This window comes from Arcticibacter eurypsychrophilus (assembly GCF_001730525.1).
GTDB classification, from domain to species: Bacteria; Bacteroidota; Bacteroidia; order Sphingobacteriales; family Sphingobacteriaceae; genus Arcticibacter; species Arcticibacter eurypsychrophilus.
In genome coordinates, this window is sequence record NZ_MDFN01000001.1 from 1 (window position 1) to 15,539 (window position 15,539).

At 37.7% G+C, this 15,539-nt stretch carries 19 protein-coding genes; 5 read left to right on the forward strand and 14 right to left on the reverse strand.

Annotated features, from left to right (window positions below; translation table 11 throughout):
- Together BFL47_RS19955 and dinB are read left to right on the forward strand one after the other, a co-directional pair.
- Positions 1–195, forward strand: a 195-nt coding sequence (locus tag BFL47_RS19955; RefSeq protein ID WP_211480903.1) for a hypothetical protein, incomplete at its 5' end; no start/stop codon positions are given.
- A gap of 396 nt (positions 196–591) precedes the next feature.
- A complete protein-coding gene (gene dinB / locus BFL47_RS00010) occupies positions 592–1,698 on the forward strand; it encodes a DNA polymerase IV (RefSeq protein ID WP_069657745.1) in 1,107 nt (368 codons plus the stop codon).
- A 92-nt stretch (positions 1,699–1,790) separates the two neighbouring features.
- On the opposite strand, the gene BFL47_RS00015 is transcribed toward dinB, so the two are convergent.
- The 3 genes from BFL47_RS00015 to BFL47_RS19660 all read right to left on the reverse strand — a co-directional run bounded on the left by BFL47_RS00015 (position 1,791) and on the right by BFL47_RS19660 (position 3,590).
- The gene (locus tag BFL47_RS00015; RefSeq protein WP_069657746.1) at positions 1,791–2,186 is read right to left on the reverse strand and encodes an META domain-containing protein; all 396 of its coding nucleotides are present in this window, start codon (positions 2,184–2,186) and stop codon (positions 1,791–1,793) included.
- 415 nt (positions 2,187–2,601) lie between these two features.
- Positions 2,602–2,790 (reverse strand): hypothetical protein, encoded by a 189-nt coding sequence (locus BFL47_RS00020; protein ID WP_069657747.1) that lies wholly within the window; start codon positions 2,788–2,790, stop codon positions 2,602–2,604.
- A 650-nt stretch (positions 2,791–3,440) separates the two neighbouring features.
- Positions 3,441–3,590 (reverse strand): hypothetical protein, encoded by a 150-nt coding sequence (locus BFL47_RS19660; RefSeq protein WP_170827230.1) that lies wholly within the window; start codon positions 3,588–3,590, stop codon positions 3,441–3,443.
- 164 nt (positions 3,591–3,754) lie between these two features.
- Here BFL47_RS19660 and BFL47_RS00030 point away from each other — a divergent pair, with 164 nt between their 5' ends.
- Positions 3,755–4,990 carry a PQQ-dependent sugar dehydrogenase gene (locus BFL47_RS00030; protein WP_069658019.1) on the forward strand — a complete coding sequence of 412 codons (1,236 nt, stop codon included), beginning with the start codon at positions 3,755–3,757 and terminating at the stop codon, positions 4,988–4,990.
- A 492-nt stretch (positions 4,991–5,482) separates the two neighbouring features.
- Here BFL47_RS00030 and BFL47_RS19425 read toward each other — a convergent pair whose 3' ends face one another.
- From BFL47_RS19425 to BFL47_RS00085, 10 genes are all read right to left on the reverse strand, one after another.
- A complete protein-coding gene (locus BFL47_RS19425) occupies positions 5,483–5,647 on the reverse strand; it encodes a HipA domain-containing protein (RefSeq protein WP_139125704.1) in 165 nt (54 codons plus the stop codon).
- A gap of 99 nt (positions 5,648–5,746) precedes the next feature.
- The gene (locus BFL47_RS00035; protein ID WP_211480904.1) at positions 5,747–5,950 is read right to left on the reverse strand and encodes a hypothetical protein; all 204 of its coding nucleotides are present in this window, start codon (positions 5,948–5,950) and stop codon (positions 5,747–5,749) included.
- 410 nt (positions 5,951–6,360) lie between these two features.
- On the reverse strand, positions 6,361–6,549 hold the full coding sequence (locus BFL47_RS00045) for a hypothetical protein (protein ID WP_069657750.1): 189 nt from the start codon (positions 6,547–6,549) through the stop codon (positions 6,361–6,363).
- Positions 6,550–6,861: 312 nt separating this feature from the next.
- A complete protein-coding gene (locus tag BFL47_RS00055; RefSeq protein ID WP_069657752.1) occupies positions 6,862–7,239 on the reverse strand; it encodes a hypothetical protein in 378 nt (125 codons plus the stop codon).
- Between the two features lie 123 nt (positions 7,240–7,362).
- Positions 7,363–7,749 (reverse strand): hypothetical protein, encoded by a 387-nt coding sequence (locus BFL47_RS00060; RefSeq protein ID WP_069657753.1) that lies wholly within the window; start codon positions 7,747–7,749, stop codon positions 7,363–7,365.
- An 11-nt stretch (positions 7,750–7,760) separates the two neighbouring features.
- Positions 7,761–8,126, reverse strand: a complete 366-nt coding sequence (locus tag BFL47_RS00065) for a 5-methylcytosine restriction system specificity protein McrC (protein WP_069657754.1) — start codon at positions 8,124–8,126, stop codon at positions 7,761–7,763.
- Positions 8,093–8,296, reverse strand: coding sequence for a hypothetical protein (locus BFL47_RS20430; RefSeq protein WP_170827231.1), 204 nt, complete (start codon positions 8,294–8,296; stop codon positions 8,093–8,095). The genes BFL47_RS00065 and BFL47_RS20430 overlap by 34 nt, the downstream gene beginning before the upstream one ends.
- Before the next feature lie 797 nt (positions 8,297–9,093).
- Positions 9,094–9,642, reverse strand: coding sequence for a DUF3427 domain-containing protein (locus BFL47_RS19960; protein WP_317042920.1), 549 nt, complete (start codon positions 9,640–9,642; stop codon positions 9,094–9,096).
- 3 nt (positions 9,643–9,645) lie between these two features.
- On the reverse strand, positions 9,646–12,237 hold the full coding sequence (locus tag BFL47_RS00080) for a DEAD/DEAH box helicase family protein (protein ID WP_211480906.1): 2,592 nt from the start codon (positions 12,235–12,237) through the stop codon (positions 9,646–9,648).
- Positions 12,238–12,269: 32 nt separating this feature from the next.
- Complete coding sequence (locus tag BFL47_RS00085) at positions 12,270–13,370, reverse strand: Fic family protein (protein ID WP_069657757.1); 1,101 nt, start codon at positions 13,368–13,370, stop codon at positions 12,270–12,272.
- A gap of 298 nt (positions 13,371–13,668) precedes the next feature.
- On the opposite strand from BFL47_RS00085, the gene BFL47_RS00090 reads away from it, so the two are divergent.
- Together BFL47_RS00090 and BFL47_RS19435 are read left to right on the forward strand one after the other, a co-directional pair.
- Positions 13,669–14,220 (forward strand): hypothetical protein, encoded by a 552-nt coding sequence (locus tag BFL47_RS00090; protein ID WP_069657758.1) that lies wholly within the window; start codon positions 13,669–13,671, stop codon positions 14,218–14,220.
- A complete protein-coding gene (locus BFL47_RS19435) occupies positions 14,192–14,380 on the forward strand; it encodes a hypothetical protein (RefSeq protein WP_139125706.1) in 189 nt (62 codons plus the stop codon). The genes BFL47_RS00090 and BFL47_RS19435 overlap by 29 nt, the downstream gene beginning before the upstream one ends.
- Positions 14,381–14,398: 18 nt before the next feature.
- Here the strand turns inward: BFL47_RS19435 and BFL47_RS00095 are convergent, their stop codons facing one another.
- Positions 14,399–15,391, reverse strand: a complete 993-nt coding sequence (locus BFL47_RS00095; RefSeq protein ID WP_083256909.1) for an McrC family protein — start codon at positions 15,389–15,391, stop codon at positions 14,399–14,401.
- Positions 15,392–15,539 lie beyond the last annotated feature (148 nt).

The window sequence follows — 15,539 nt, forward strand, 5'->3', positions numbered from 1 at the left end:
CATTCGTTTTGGGATTGCAAAAGTGCGCATTATACCCCAGTCCTGCAAGTTTTTCGCAGCCCTTTGAACAGAAAAACAGGTGCAAATCACACAAAACCTGCAGGGACGCTTATCACACAGCGGGTTAAGGAGATAAAAATAATTCAATTATTTATTAATTTAAAGCGACCTAAATGCGAATTCAGCAGACAATAGTTCCCTGTGATGCGAAACAAAAGGAATCAGTGCTGGATATCTATAAAAAATGAAAAGTATTATATTACAGTAAATTGTAAATACAGCTTCATCAAGCGCATTTAAGCAGCTATACAATACATTAAATTCAAATGCCCAGACATAAAACCAGGCTTTTTAGTAAAAAAAGAGATCCCTATTCATAAATTATCTATACACCAGCATACAAGCATCTATTTGATTAAATTTTTAAACACGTTTAAAATAGGATAACATATCAAATTTAATAATACAGGTTTAATGAATTTAAAAACATCAATGGCATCAAATATTCCACTACACCCAATCGTGAAGAAAGCAAACACAAAATATTTTGAAAGAAATGAAACCCTAAATGATCAATATATTTGCATTTAAATGGAAGCAGCCCCGGAAATAACGTATCGAAAAATCATTCATATAGATATGGATGCTTTTTATGCTTCCGTAGAGCAACGGGACAATCCAGAATACAGAGGCAAACCACTTGTAGTAGGCGGACTGCCAGAAGGCCGTGGAGGTGTAGTAGCTACCGCCAGTTATGAAGCCAGAAAGTTTGGCATTCGCTCTGCTATGCCCTCTAAACAAGCCTTAAAACTTTGCCCTCATGCTATATTCGTTCGTCCCAGATTTGAAGCTTACAAAGAAGTTTCCAAAAGGATACGGGAGATATTCAGTAGGTACACTGATCTGATTGAACCCTTATCGCTTGATGAAGCCTACTTGGATGTTACACAGGATAAGCTTCAAATCGGTTCAGCTTTAGAAATTGCCCGACGAATCAAAGCCGCCATAAAAAACGAGTTACAGTTAACCGCCTCGGCAGGTGTTTCCATCAATAAGTTTGTGGCAAAAATCGCATCGGATATTAATAAGCCAGATGGCTTGAAGTTTATAGGCCCTTCATCTGTGGAGGCTTTTATGGAACAGTTACCTGTAGCGAAATTTTACGGCGTGGGCAAGGTAACTTCCGAAAAGATGAAAAAAATGGGATTATTTATTGGCGTCGATCTCAAGAACTTATCCGAAGCCGAACTGAGCAAAAGTTTTGGTAAATCAGGCCGATTTTATTACCAGATAGTTAGGGGAATTGATAACCGTGAGGTACAGCCGAATCGAGAAACCAAATCATTGGCCGCCGAGGACACCTTTGCATATGATCTCAGCACCATGGAAGAGATGGAGGCAGAACTCGATAAGATCTCCAAACTGGTTTATGAGCGCTTGTTAAAAAAGAATTTAAAAGGACGCACCATTACCTTAAAGGTTAAATACAGTAATTTCAAACAGATCACCAGGAACAAATCTTTTCCAATCCCACTTGCTGACCTAGAAACAATTAATGCAACGGCTAAGCAATTGTTAAAGATCATTTTTTCAGAAACTCACCGTGTAAGACTACTAGGCATCTCTTTATCTAATTTTGGAGAGTTGGATACCAGACCAAAAGGTAATAAAAATGCGGATCAATTAAAACTTTTTTAAATAGTCAAATCCAAACTCGTCATACCCTTAACCTGATTAAAGCCAACCTGAGCTTATCATCAAAATCGTTAACTAATTTGAGTTAATTTCCTCTACCTAACAACTTTAAAACGGGCCAATGGTGCCATTCTAGCTCTATTTAGAGATAAAATATCGCCGTTAAGACTGTAATTATCAGCATCCATCAACGCCTTGGTAAGACCATTTTCAACTTCCATATTTTCGCAAGCCATCCAGGTAGACATACCCTGAGAAAATTCTATTCTTCCATTGTCCTGAAACGTAAACCTACCCCGCATTCCATTAAAGCCTCCGGAAGCCAAAAATCGCCCATCTTTTTGCTGAAGTAAAATAAATGGTTCTTTGCCGTTCAGCTTATCAGGTACTGATTTACCTGCAAGTTCAACCAGCTTCCATCTACGCTCGGTAATTACATTGTTTTGTTGACTATCAACACTCGATTTCTTAAAGATATAACATGCACTCATAGATAGCACACAGAAAACGATCGCTAAGCATTCCAATAGTAATTATTTATTCTCACAACTCTTTTACATTGCCTCAAGGTATTCTTGAGTAATTGGAGCACCTCCAAGAGCTTTGCATTCCTCTTAATACTTTAGCGCATTTTTACAATCACTTTTCATTAGATAAACCGATGATAGCTTGAATATCGTATTTTTATTTGAACAAACCACCTAATCCCCCCAAAGACTTAGAAAGGCTTTCTGAAGTAATACTTTGATCATTGGGATCATTCGCTTTGTGAGCAAACTTCTGAAGGATACCCGGTAAAGCAGCAGCAATTGCACCTGTAGGCGCTGGAGGTAATCCTAGCTTACTGCCAAGGCTGCCTACCAGTCCACGGAGATGGCGTTAGTTATTGTACTTCCAGATCCTAAATTACCGATAAGTGAAGATAACAACCCGCCTATTCCTCTTTGTTCCGCCGCATGGTTTTTTTAAGCCATCATTTATATGTGCCGCCACTTCATTACAAACCGCATCCACTTTGTCATTAGGAATGGTGCTGACCACTTCGGGATTACCGCCTAGCTGATTCTTCACAAGATCTAATATCTGACCAAACATGATTTTCTAATTTAAAAGCCTATACTCAAACACTCCCTGATACATCTTTGGTTGCAATATTTTTTTAATCATTCAGCAGAATAACAGGTAGTTACCACAGGAATTAAACTCAGTTTATAACTAAAACGTGCGAATAATGTTTGAACACAAAAGAATACTTACAACTATTATTGACCGCCACAAGCTAAAAATGAAACCTTTTTATCATAGAGGAAGTAAAAGCAAGAATACCATATTCAAAGCATAAGTAATACTGTCCTATCATACTGATAAAAAAACATGGAAACGATCAATCTAAATATAGAAATACAAAAACCTATTATTTCCCTAAACGGGAAGAATTACTTAATTAACACGCACGAAATCGAAGCATTCTTTAAATCTTGTGAGGCCTTTAGCTTATCTTCATCATCAGACCTGGTAACACAAACTAGAATAATTGCAGATACATTGATAGATCAGGCACCGACGAACATTGAAGTAGGAGATTTAAAGAATAATATCAAATTCTTAAGGGAGATTGAATTTCTATTTCGAGATATTCTAACCCCAATTAAGTAGACCTTAATTGCGATCTGATATAAAGTTATTCGATCGGTTGATTATCCGCCAAAAAAAACTTGCTCTGTGAAGCCAAGAGGTCCAGCATTTTATACACCAAAAATCACAACCTCCATTTCTTCCGCCTTTAATTTAAAATATGCCGCTACACTTTTCGCTAAATTTAAATCCAGCACATTATTTTCCGCATCAATATTCAAAGCCAATCCTTGCTTATCAATGTGGTAAATAAACAACACATGATCAGATCATAGCAGGCTTATAAAAAAAGCAACCTTACCAACATATTCTATACTAGTGAGCAATAACTATATAATTATCCGTAAATTATATCCTCGCTGTCAGAACTTTAGGTACGACCTTTGTACAGAGTAGTATGTGCCTGAAATTAAAACTGTCTCATATGAAAAACCACATCCTCATTTGCCTAGCCAGTTGCTTCATACTGGCGACATCCTGTAAAAATAAAAATTCGGAAACAACAACCCCAACGCCAGAAACAATAACACCCGTCACTTCGGTTGAAACCGATCCGCCAAATTCTACCTATCAACCCTCTTTTGTAGGGCAGACCAGGATCAGTGCAGTTAAAACAACCTCAAGCTTTCGATTTACTATACTTACATCTTCCTTAACCAGCCCATGGGGAATTGCTGCGCTTCCAGACGGAAAGTTCCTAATTACCGAAAAAGCAGGCAATATGCGGGTAGTAACCACTTCCGGACAGATAGGCGCCCCACTGCAAGGTATCCCTGCCGTAAACAGCAATGGCCAGGGCGGCTTACTCGGCTTGTGTATCGATCCCGCATTTGCAACTAGTCGTATGGTTTACTGGTCATTTTCCGAAAGCCGTCCGGATGGCAACCTCCTGGCAATTGCGAAAGGTCGAATCTCGGCTAATGAAACAAGCATGGAAAACGTAACTGTCATCTACCGAGCTACACCAGCTTATTCAGGCACAAATCAATACGGTAGCAGGGTTATTTTTGATAAGACTGGAAATCTATTAGTAAGCAGTGGTGACCGTTCTGATCCAGGCATCCGCGAGCAGGCTCAAGCATTAAACTCTTCAATTGGCAAGATCATCAGAATAACCACTGATGGACAACCCGCTCCTGGTAATCCTTTTATCGGGCAGCCAGATGCACGGCCTGAAATTTATTCAAGCGGTCACAGAAACCAGCATGGACTAGCTATTCATCCGGTTACCGGTGACTTGTGGGAGGGTGAGCTTGGTCCACGAGGAGGAGACGAAATAAACATTATACGGCCCGGCGCTAATTATGGATGGCCGGTCATTACTTATGGAATTGACTATAGTGGAAAACCAATTGGTAATGCAGTCCAGCAGCAAAATGGCATGGAACAACCAGTTTATTATTGGGACCCAGTAGTGTCACCTAGTGGAATGACGTTTTACCGTGGTAACCGAATTCCTGAGTGGGAAAATAATTTGTTTATCGCAGCACTAAGCGGACAACATATTGTCAGACTAGTCATCACAGACAACCGTGTCACCGGTGAAGAAAGGCTTCTGGTTAGTGAGGGACAGCGCTTTCGGGATATCATTCAAGGCATTGACAATGCATTATATTCCATAACTGACCAAGGAAGATTATATCGGATCGACAAGGAATAATCAAAAGGATTATCGAATCTAGTGTTTTGGAAAAAGTACCGTTCTTTTATATTTTATGATGTTGTTTATTTACAACATAAATAATAAACTTGTTGTAAATAAACAACATATCTTTATAATCATAAGATAGCAGCACCAACAACCAAGTAATCAACACGATGTTAATCGACTACACTCACCTTCCTAAACTTGAAATTTCATATATTAAAATTTGATTGCGAATGATCGCATAAAATCGATTATACTGCAAAGGTTAAATCTAATGAAAAAATAGATTTTTCAGATTCGTAGAGTACCTTAATTTGATTAAAATCTATAAAGTCCTGTTCAAAAACCATAGCGTTCTCTGATCATTTAGGTCTACAAGATAACTGTCAGGTGTATTCAAATCAAACTCTCTAGCTAATTCACTACAGATAAACTCCTTTGCAATATAACAACTTTGTGCAGCGTTATTGGGTGTAAATAATTTAACCACACAGGGAATCAATGTTAAACCTGCTCAGACCTAGCTATACCTGTTTCATTAGCCATGACCTTCCACTTCGCAACCGCATTTTTAACCTCTAAAATCACAGCCTCCATATCAAAAGCGGGTGACAACCTCCATCCATTATCATGAAGTATAAACATCATCACTACAATACGTTTCCCCATTTCCTCCGGAGTTTTCCATGCAGTTTCAATCTACTATCATATATTCAACACGATGCACATTAAGTAGCTCGATAAAATCTATGAAATCCTGTTCAAATATCATAGTCTTCTCTGGTGTACAACTTTCACCATTTTTTCAGGAAATTGGCCATCTGCCCAGGTAAAATAATTCTTACGTAGACGGCTCACTTCAGAAAGCCTCTCGGAAGCACTTTTACTCAGCCAAAATAAAACATCAAGACTATCTTCGTCCTCCATTTTTACCTGGTTAACCACCATAGCCATCTTTCTTTCGTGTTTCATTTCCATAAGTTAAAGATGTTTAATTTGAATCACATAACAAAAATAGTTAAAAAAACGCAGCAATTTTAACGAGATCAAGTCAGCCCTTAAGTTTAAATTCGGTCTCCCATGCTGGTCTCGATGTGAGTGTATTTGTATCATATAAAAGACTTTTGGCAGATCTTTTACTATAGCCGTTCTCTTCCAGTTAATCAGCTCATTATCATCATTACCCAAAAACAATCTGGCAGCTATTGCATCAGGATTATGCAACAAACTCATCATAAAATTTACATTCCTTTCAATATTCATAATAGCATTTCATCAAATTGATACATCACTATTGGTATGCTTTACAGACTTCACATATCTATCATACATCTCCATAATTTCAATCTATCTACCTTGATTCCTAGTAAGAGGAGTCTCGTTTATTCATGAACTGATATGGATTCTGAATATGCTGAAGTAGTGCAAGTGAAATTCTGCTCATTCCCATCTATATAAAACTCACTTATGTTAACTTGAAAAGTGTCGGATACCCGCTGCAAAAATACGTCAGGCTCCGGATGATACAATTCTGCCGCGCCAACTTCTCTAATTGTTTTTCCTAATCCCATAATAGCATTGTACTATTCTACCTCTTCACAGCTATAAGAATCATCTACCTTTACTACTTTCTTCTTTCCTTCAAGAATGTCGTAAAAGTCATCTCTTGAATAATTCAGTAATCGAAGTAAATTCTTTACTATAAACTCTGGGATTGGGTCAATATGGCTTTGGAAGATTATAGGCCGATTTAAATCTGACCGAAAATATTTATTATGGCCCTTTTCATTCTTAATGAATTTACAATGAGTAAGCTCTAAAAAGGATTCAAATTTCGATATGGTGATATTTCTTAGGTGTCGAGTGCTCATGCAGGCTTATAATTATAAAGCCATTGCAACTTGCTTCGTCTTAGTGCTTACTCCAGGACGATTTAATACTTCTCTATATGTTTCATTGTCCTCAAGTAAATCTTTTTCTTCCGGAGCATGAATACGCCCCTTCTTTTTATTTACTGTCCATCCAAGCTTTTCAAGCTCATCAAAAAGAGTTTTTTTATTCGCAGTGTAATCTATAAACTGTTGTAAATTAAATTCGAAGGATTCTGTTGCCGCTAAGTCTGATATTCCGTAACCCGTTATGTCAAGAGTTGGTGCATACACATAATGCATTTCTTCATCTTGCCATAATAATAAATTTAATCCTATGTCAATCTTATTAACGCCGCGTTCGTATCTCGCTTCAAAATGCTTATTTGCCATTTAGCTGAGCTTTCTTTTTTGAATTTCAATCATACCGCATGTGTATGCGATTTATTATACTGTAAATATGGGAGTTTTGTTCTGTATTAGTGTAAGATAAATGCTATGTTTTTGCATAGACAACTAAGCCCGAATTCCTATCAACCCCAAACCCTTCAAAATATTTACCCCAATCTCTTTATTCAAAAACCCTTTACCCTCATTACTTACCCAAGCATCCGATACAATAATACCACACGCTTTTTCCCCTAAATCACTTTTCTTAAAGTAGCTTACGTTAGTAAAACTACCTTCCTGTAAATCTGCTTTACCTGGGAACAATAAGTAGCACTTAACCGCATCAAAATAATGGTGATAGGCAAACATCTGTTCCCCTAAATCACTTTTCTTAAAGTAGCTTACGTTAGTAAAACTACCTTCCTGTAAATCTGCTTTACCTGGGAACAATAAGTAGCACTTAACCGCATCAAAATAATGGTGATAGGCAAACATCTGCCTAAGGTCATCCATACCCACATTTTTTATTCCTTTTCGCCGGAAATAACTGTCTTTTCAATAACGATATCAGGTTTGAGATAACGATGCGTGGATTGATGGTTCCAGAACTTGGTAGAGCGTTGGTTATGAATCACCAGTGTGCCGTCATTTGCTTTTTGCAACATCCTGTAAATGTATTCCTCCCATAATTTATTCATATCAAACAGAATAGCAATTGAATGAGAAGAATCAGAACTTATATCGGGGCGATAGTTGAGCAAGAACAATTTAGCAATTTGAATCGCAGATTTATATGATTCATATTTCCGATCAAATATCATTTTATCAAAGGTTGAGGCATCTACTTTCAGATCCTTCACGTCAGCGATTGAAGTTGCAACTGATAACATTGTGAAAGCAGATACTGATTATTACAAATTAGTGGTAAAATCTTAATCACTTTACCCAGAATCTGGTGGAGTACATGATCCCGATCATAAGTAGTTTTTGATATATAGAACAGTTCTTTATGCACCACATTTTTAATGATATGCTTCTGTAGTAACAGCCTACCCTTCAAAGCGGTATGTGATGGAATTTCTTTTGATGAAGCCCTTAAATGTACCTCTTGACATCAAAAAAGATAAGAACGCCAAATGTTTTTAACTCCTTGCTGGCTATAAAGGCTTCTAAAGCAGTCGCAATACAAATGTTCCTAGTTTAGTTGGATATATATGATTGTCATAAATTTTTGTGACCAATTGTTTAAAAAGACCACTACGAACGAATCTATCTTCCTCTGTATGAATACTTACATGTTTATATTGTGCTTCAGGTTCATTTAATACATCTGAAATTTGATTATGTAAATAACCCTCGCCCGTATGCTTCATTACTAAGTAACTAGCTTTATGTTCAGAAAAATAGATATCTAGAAGTAAATGTTGAAAAGTATGTCTCGCCTGTTTATCTGTCAATAAGAGAAATAACTCATCAGCGAAGTCACCATAGGCACATACTGCCGCTAAGGTGGTTACGGATTTAATGTGCCCATTAATCTGACATCCCGGATAAGCTTACAAAAACCAAATTTGTGAGCCCGCTACTTTTTCACTCTGTAAATAGAAAAAAGGTTGAGTAAAATCTGCCTGATGTGAAGTTGGCACCAATAATTGCCAATTCTCTTTGAATGTACCGACTAAATCCGCATTGACTTTAATAACGTTTCTTACTACTAGGCCTTTCTCTATTAATTCAATGATGCTTAACAATAAGACAGGCTTATGAGGCGCCCTCCAATAAATTGTATTTGCTCGTTTCAGTCGAGAAAAGGCACTCAAATATTTTTATACTGATTCTTCCAATTCCTTTTTTAGATTACCCTACCGCCAACTTCCCACTCTCTTTCCAAATATAAGCAGGCATAGGCTCCTGAAGCTTCCATTCCACGTTCATTGGCTTCTGACCACTTGTTCTCATAAAATCAGCCTTCCCTAAAAATACATAAGACATGATATTTCCAAACTCATCCTCATTCTGCTCCCGTACAAAAATCAATATAGTTCTTCCAAGAATATGTTGCGAGATATAAGCTTGACCCGATGCATTATCAGGAGATGCTCTATTCTGAGACTGCCAATGAAAAAGCGATTCACTGATAGCATAATCATCATACAATGTAGTTGGCGAATACTCCTTTTCAGATTTCTTCAATGTCACGAATAATACCTCAGTTTTCAGTTCTTTATTTAAAGCAACACCTTCCCTATTTGACGACTTTTTATCAAAGTGATGAAAATGTAAAGCAGTCAGAATTTCATCACGGTTATACCGGCTATGCATCCGTAAGGGCATTTCGTAATGAAGCTCAATATCCTTTTCTATAAAGTCCACTCTATTAATTAATATTGCCAGGACCTCTTCCAGTTCCTAAACCATAACAGGACTCGTCAACAGCGCTGTTAGACTTTCTTCCAAAGAACCAAATTGAAACTTAGGCCCGGCATCAAGCCAGACATCATAGTGAAACATGAGCTGAAAGAGTTGCTCCTCTTCAGTAGCATCCATCAAAACGAATCTTCCAGCAATTAGTCTTTGGATAAACCGAAAATAACTAATCGAATTCCCCTGCATCAACCGTTTAATACAACGGCTAATCTCCCTTTCATATGGCTCCGTAAATGGAGGAATTATCCCGGCATCGGCACATAACATCTTCCAACTTCCTCTTTTGTAAATTTGAGCCAGTTCCAACCGGTAGAAAGCAGTAAAATTTGCTAGATTCAAAACCAGAGTAGATTGGTGACTGAAATTAACGATCTTCGAAATCAGTTGGTTCCTGTTTAAGTTGAACGCCTTTTGGATGTTTTGCAAAATGACTTCCTTTGCCTTTTTCTCTAATATAATAGAACATCCTAGCGGAAGGTGTGGAAAATCATCTTCAATTTCTTTAAGAATTGACGTATGCGTTTTTCCAACTAAGGACCTGAACTTATGTTCAAAGTCGTATTCTGCTCTAGCCTGACCAACGAAATCTAAAACCGTAAGGCAATCTTTACCTTCTGCTAATCTTAACCCTCTCCCTAATTGCTGCAAGAAGATGGTTAAACTCTCTGTTGGTCTTAAAAACAAAACCGTATCCAATTCAGGCACATCTACCCCTTCATTAAAAATATCAACGACGAAAAGATAATTGATCTCTTTATTTCGTAAACGTGATTTGGCTGATGCCCTATGTTCTTTGGCATTTTCACCCGTTAAATAATCAGCCTTTAAACCTGCATATATAAACTTTTCAGCCATATAACGCGCATGTTCCGTACTTACGCAAAAACCTAATGCCCTGACCTCATTTAAATCGGTGAGGTATTTATCACAGTTAGATAGAATCTCTGCGACACGCCGATCATCTTTAGTGTATATTTTTGTTAGCTCTTTACTTTCGTAACGACCATTCTTCCAAGCCACTGTATCAAGATCTATGGTATCTGAAACAGCAAAGTACTGAAAGGGACAAAGAAGTTTCCTATTCATGGCCTCAGGAAGTCTAATCTCTGCAGCAATAACATGACAGAAGTCTCTCAGAATATTGTCACCATCCATCCTTTCCGGCGTGGCTGTCAATCCTAGCAAGATCTGAGGTTCAAATTTCTCTAAAATTGGTCTATAACTACTTGCCGAGATATGATGAACCTCATCTATGATGATAAAATCGTAAAACGATGCTGATAACTGAAGCTGTTCAATTCGATTATTTAAAGTCTGCACAGATGCAAACACATGATCATACGAAGCAGGCTCCAAGCCATCCACCCATAGCTCCCCAAAGTTTGCATCCCTTAACACATGACGAAAAGTTTCTTGAGCCTGAATCAGAATCTCTTTTTTATGTGCGATAAATAAAAGCCTGGAACGAGAAGATTTATCTTTAAATCGTTTATAGTCAAAAGCCGAAATGACTGTCTTTCCGGTACCGGTTGCCGCTACAAGCAAATTTTTATACCGCTGATGAATCGTTCTCTCTGTCGCCAGCTTTTCCAGGATCTCTGTCTGATAAGGATATGGATCCAGATTAAAAAAGGCAGTGATTCCAACAGCATTGTTGCTTTCTTTTGAAATTGCACCTTGTAAACGCGCTTTGTCCTCTCCGAGCTTATAATGTTCAAATTCCTTATCTTCCCAATAGGTGTCAAACGTCTTTTTAAACTTATCAATGATATGGCCAACTTCTTTAGTGGTGACCTTTAAATTCCATTCCAGCCCATTCGTTAAAGCAGACCTGGAAATATTCGAGGAACCAATATATCCAGTATCGAAACTGGAGTTCCGTAGAAACAGATAAGCCTTGGCATGTAAACGTTCATGCGCAGTATTGTAGGAGACCTTGATCTCCGTATTTTTTAAACCAGCAAGAAACTCTACCGCCTTCACATCTGTCGCCCCCATATAGGTGGTGGTTATGATTCTAAGTTTCCGACCACTATTAGTAAACTCCTCCAATTCCTGCTTAAAAATTCGAATACCCGAGAATTTGATAAAGCTCACCAGCCAGCAAATCTCATCAGAAGAAAGGATTTCTTTCTTGATCTCACTTTCCAGGGATAATCCGGAGTTACTTCCAGTGAAAAGCTCACTCTGGCTTAACCTGGTATAAGGCATAATCTGTTTAATCCTTTCGGCTAGATTGGGATAAGGAAAGTCCACTTGATTAAAAACCGCTTGTAAAAGCTTGCCTTCATTCTCGATCAGATTATTTGATAATGTCAAGTCTGGAAGTTCACGAATAAGTACCTGTACTATTTGATTCGATATCTCAATTTTCTTGAGGATATCACCATCGCCCTTTATAGAATTTAAAGCAAAATTTATGGTCTCCGATAAATACTGACTTAGATATCTAGAGGCTTCTGCCTTATCTAAAGCTACACTGCTAATAAAAAAGGTGTTTTCCTTAAGATTCGCAAGCTTATTACTGACAATCTTAGTAATTAGTTGTTCGTAGATTCCTTCTTGTAATGGCATAGCATCTTTATATTTATCAAAAAATGTCACCCTTAAGTTCGTATCAAACTATAGGCTGTATTTCGTCCTCCACCAGTTTCTTTTTCTAATATGCCTTTTTCTATTAGATCTTGTATATCTCTTAGCGCAGTATCCGGAGAACTCTTGGTCATCTTAGCCCATTTTGAACTTGTTAGCTTTCCGTAAAATTCATCGAGTAGTACACTAACCATATATTGCTGACGGCTATTTAACGAAACTCCACGGTTCTTTTCCCAAAAATGAGTTCTGTTTACAACGGCAGATAATGTTTCTTCCGTGTGATCCATGGCGTGAAACAAACAATCTAAAAACCAGCTTAACCAAGGGGTTATATCCAGATCACCTTTCTGGGTTTGTTCCAGCATATCGTAGTATGTAGCTTTTTCCTGTAATATTTGCGCAGACATACTGTAAAAACGCTTGGAAGTTCCGTCGGCACGCGCGAGTTGCATATCGGTAATAGCCCGGGTTATACGACCGTTGCCGTCATCAAATGGATGTATCGTCACAAACCATAAATGCGCTATTGCTGCTTTCAATACCAGATCGATAGTTGGTGCAGCATTAAACCAATTCAAAAACGAGTTCATTTCTGCCGATAATAGTTCAGCCTTGGGAGCCTCAAAGTGAATCTTCTCTTTACCCATTGCCCCTGATACCACTTGCATTGGTCCCGCTTCAGGAGTGCGCCAAGCAGCAACCGTGATTTTATGCATCCCACTCCTTCCAGTTGGGAATAAAGCAGCGTGCCAATCATATAATCGATTTGCAGTTAAATCATCAGAATACCTTTGAGTTGCGTCTAACATCGTTTCAACCACCCCTTCTACATTCCGGTCGGTAGGCACTGCCCCTGCTAATTCAATACCCAGCCTGCGTGCTATAGAAGATCTTACCTGATCGGTGTTAAGCTTCACTCCCTCTATCTCGCTTGATTTAGTAACATCCAATGTTAAGGTGTCTAATACTGCATTCTCCTGTAACTTGAAACCAGCCGAACTCATTAATCCTAATATACGTCCCTGGCGGTGTCGTACTTCACCTAAACGAACATGTATCGCTTCGGTATCCCAATTGAACGAAGGCCAGCCTTTTAACTGATGTATGTACATATCATTGGGGATTATGCGGTAAATATATTCATTTTTCTCCGCAGATTTGCGGACTATATATTACATATCCTTCGCATTGCATCAAATATGTATAAACGTGAGTGAGCTTTTGCTAGCTATGAAGATCGAGCCAATTTGGTGAATACAAAAGGACCCCACTTTAAATGATAATGGAATAGCCTTTTACTTTTCTATTAGTACCTTCCGTAATTTTCATTTCAGATTGTATGTCAAATTGCTAAATTTGAACTTACCTATTCGACTATTTGCAGCACAATTACACATTCAATTAAAGATAATGTTTGATACGTCTTTAGAATATAAATTAGTACAAATCAAGAGAAACCGATTCATTGATAAGGAAAGTTACCTTAAGGAATATATTTACCGTTTTTACAGACATAACTCGAAATGTTGCATCAAGTATATCGTATCTGTAAAAACCTATGAAAATGGATTGATGACGCTGGATTATTATCCTAAGCTAAATTTAACGCCAAAATTTAATTCCTTATATGACATACAGGACTTGCGTTATCGGATGCTGACCCGACAGAATTCATTTGGTGTAATTGGAGGAACAATACTAGACATTATGCTTGAGGTAAATAACCAAACAGGCAATAATGTATGGGGATTTCTTGCCGCAAACTTACCGGATGAAACTTTAAATTCAAATAATAAGCGTTACCAAGTTTATAAAGAAGTTTTGCGCCGTACCTTTATACATCACTTTGAGGTTTTTGGTAATAAGGAAAATAGCGCTATCTTTATGATACCCAAAGCGAAAGCATTAGACGTAGTAAAAATAATAGAACAATATGAACAGATCTTCTCAGAAATCAATTAATGATCAAAAAGCTGTTTATGAAATAGCCAAGGCTGGTTTTACTCCTGATGCCAAAGTAAGAATAGTTCGTTCTGCTAATAGTAGCCACTTTACTGGAATGTCACTTAGCATAGAAAGAGTAAGCGCCCTAATCATACCTGGTTATAAAATCAGAGGCTAATATCACAGCCTCCAAACCTTACAACAACCCTAACCCCCTTAAAATATTCACCCCTATCTCTTTAATCAAAAACCCTGTCCCCTCATTACTTACCCAAGCATCCGATACAATAATACCACACGCTTTCTCCCCTAAATCACTTTTCTTAAAGTAGCTCACATTGGCAAAACCACCTTCCTGTAAATCTGCTTCACCTGGGAACAATAAGTAGCACTTAGCCGCATCAAAATAATGGTGATAGGCAAACATCTGCCTAAGATCATCCATACCTACATTTTTTACCTGGTTACAAATGTTTTTCCATTTTGTATCAATCACCACAAATTCCTTTTCGCCAGAAATAACTGCCTTTTCAATCACGATATCCGGTTTTAGATACCTATGCGTAGATTGGTGATTCCAAAACTTAGTAGAGCGTTGGTTATAAATCACCAGTGTGCCGTCATTTGCTTTTTGCAACATCCTGTAAATGTATTCTTCCCATAATTTATTCATATCAAACAGAATAGCAATGGAATGAGAAGAACCAGAACTTATATCCGGACGATAGTTGAGCAAGAACAGTTTAGCAATTTGAATCGCAGACTTATATGATTCAGATTTCCGATCAAATATTAATTTATCAAACGTTGAGGCATCTACTTTCAGATCTTTCACATCAGCGAAATGAAGTTGCAACTGATAACATTGTGAAAGCAGATACTGATTATTACAAATCAGCGGTAAGATCTTAATCGCTTTACCCAAAATTTGGTGGAGTATGTGATCCCGGTCATAGGTAGCTTTCGATATATAAAACAGTTCTTTATGAACCACATTTTTGATAATATGCTTCTGCAGTAACAGCCTACCCTTTAAAGCGGTATGATTCACTTCTTCGGTTCTATATTTCTTAATTAAACCAGCACGAAGCAGATAATTTACCTCATTAATAAATCGCTCGATATAAAGATCAAGAATAGCGTTACTCTTTAACTTAAAGCAAGCATTACAAACCGATGGAGTATCCAGGGAGCATCAAACACGTAACATGTTTATTAAAAAGCCCTGCCATTTATTATATTCATCCTCATCATTAAAATCAAAAGTCTTATCTGGCTTGGGAAGAATTTCTACAATTAAGTATCTTTTTACCGTTAAACAAACACCTGGTCTTGCG

Excerpts from the sequence above, each read along its gene's own strand:
- dinB (WP_069657745.1), top strand. The coding sequence starts at position 592 with ATGGAAGCAGCCCCGGAAATAACGTATCGAAAAATCATTCATATAGAT.
- BFL47_RS00015 (WP_069657746.1), bottom strand. The coding sequence starts at position 2,186 with ATGAGTGCATGTTATATCTTTAAGAAATCGAGTGTTGATAGTCAACAA.
- BFL47_RS00020 (WP_069657747.1), bottom strand. The coding sequence starts at position 2,790 with ATGTTTGGTCAGATATTAGATCTTGTGAAGAATCAGCTAGGCGGTAAT.
- BFL47_RS00030 (WP_069658019.1), top strand. The coding sequence starts at position 3,755 with ATGAAAAACCACATCCTCATTTGCCTAGCCAGTTGCTTCATACTGGCG.
- BFL47_RS19425 (WP_139125704.1), bottom strand. The coding sequence starts at position 5,647 with ATGGGGAAACGTATTGTAGTGATGATGTTTATACTTCATGATAATGGA.
- BFL47_RS00035 (WP_211480904.1), bottom strand. The coding sequence starts at position 5,950 with ATGAAACACGAAAGAAAGATGGCTATGGTGGTTAACCAGGTAAAAATG.
- BFL47_RS00045 (WP_069657750.1), bottom strand. The coding sequence starts at position 6,549 with ATGGGATTAGGAAAAACAATTAGAGAAGTTGGCGCGGCAGAATTGTAT.
- BFL47_RS00055 (WP_069657752.1), bottom strand. The coding sequence starts at position 7,239 with ATGGCAAATAAGCATTTTGAAGCGAGATACGAACGCGGCGTTAATAAG.
- BFL47_RS00060 (WP_069657753.1), bottom strand. The coding sequence starts at position 7,749 with ATGGATGACCTTAGGCAGATGTTTGCCTATCACCATTATTTTGATGCG.
- BFL47_RS00065 (WP_069657754.1), bottom strand. The coding sequence starts at position 8,126 with ATGTTATCAGTTGCAACTTCAATCGCTGACGTGAAGGATCTGAAAGTA.
- BFL47_RS00080 (WP_211480906.1), bottom strand. The coding sequence starts at position 12,237 with ATGCCATTACAAGAAGGAATCTACGAACAACTAATTACTAAGATTGTC.
- BFL47_RS00085 (WP_069657757.1), bottom strand. The coding sequence starts at position 13,370 with ATGTACATACATCAGTTAAAAGGCTGGCCTTCGTTCAATTGGGATACC.
- BFL47_RS00090 (WP_069657758.1), top strand. The coding sequence starts at position 13,669 with ATGTTTGATACGTCTTTAGAATATAAATTAGTACAAATCAAGAGAAAC.
- BFL47_RS19435 (WP_139125706.1), top strand. The coding sequence starts at position 14,192 with ATGAACAGATCTTCTCAGAAATCAATTAATGATCAAAAAGCTGTTTAT.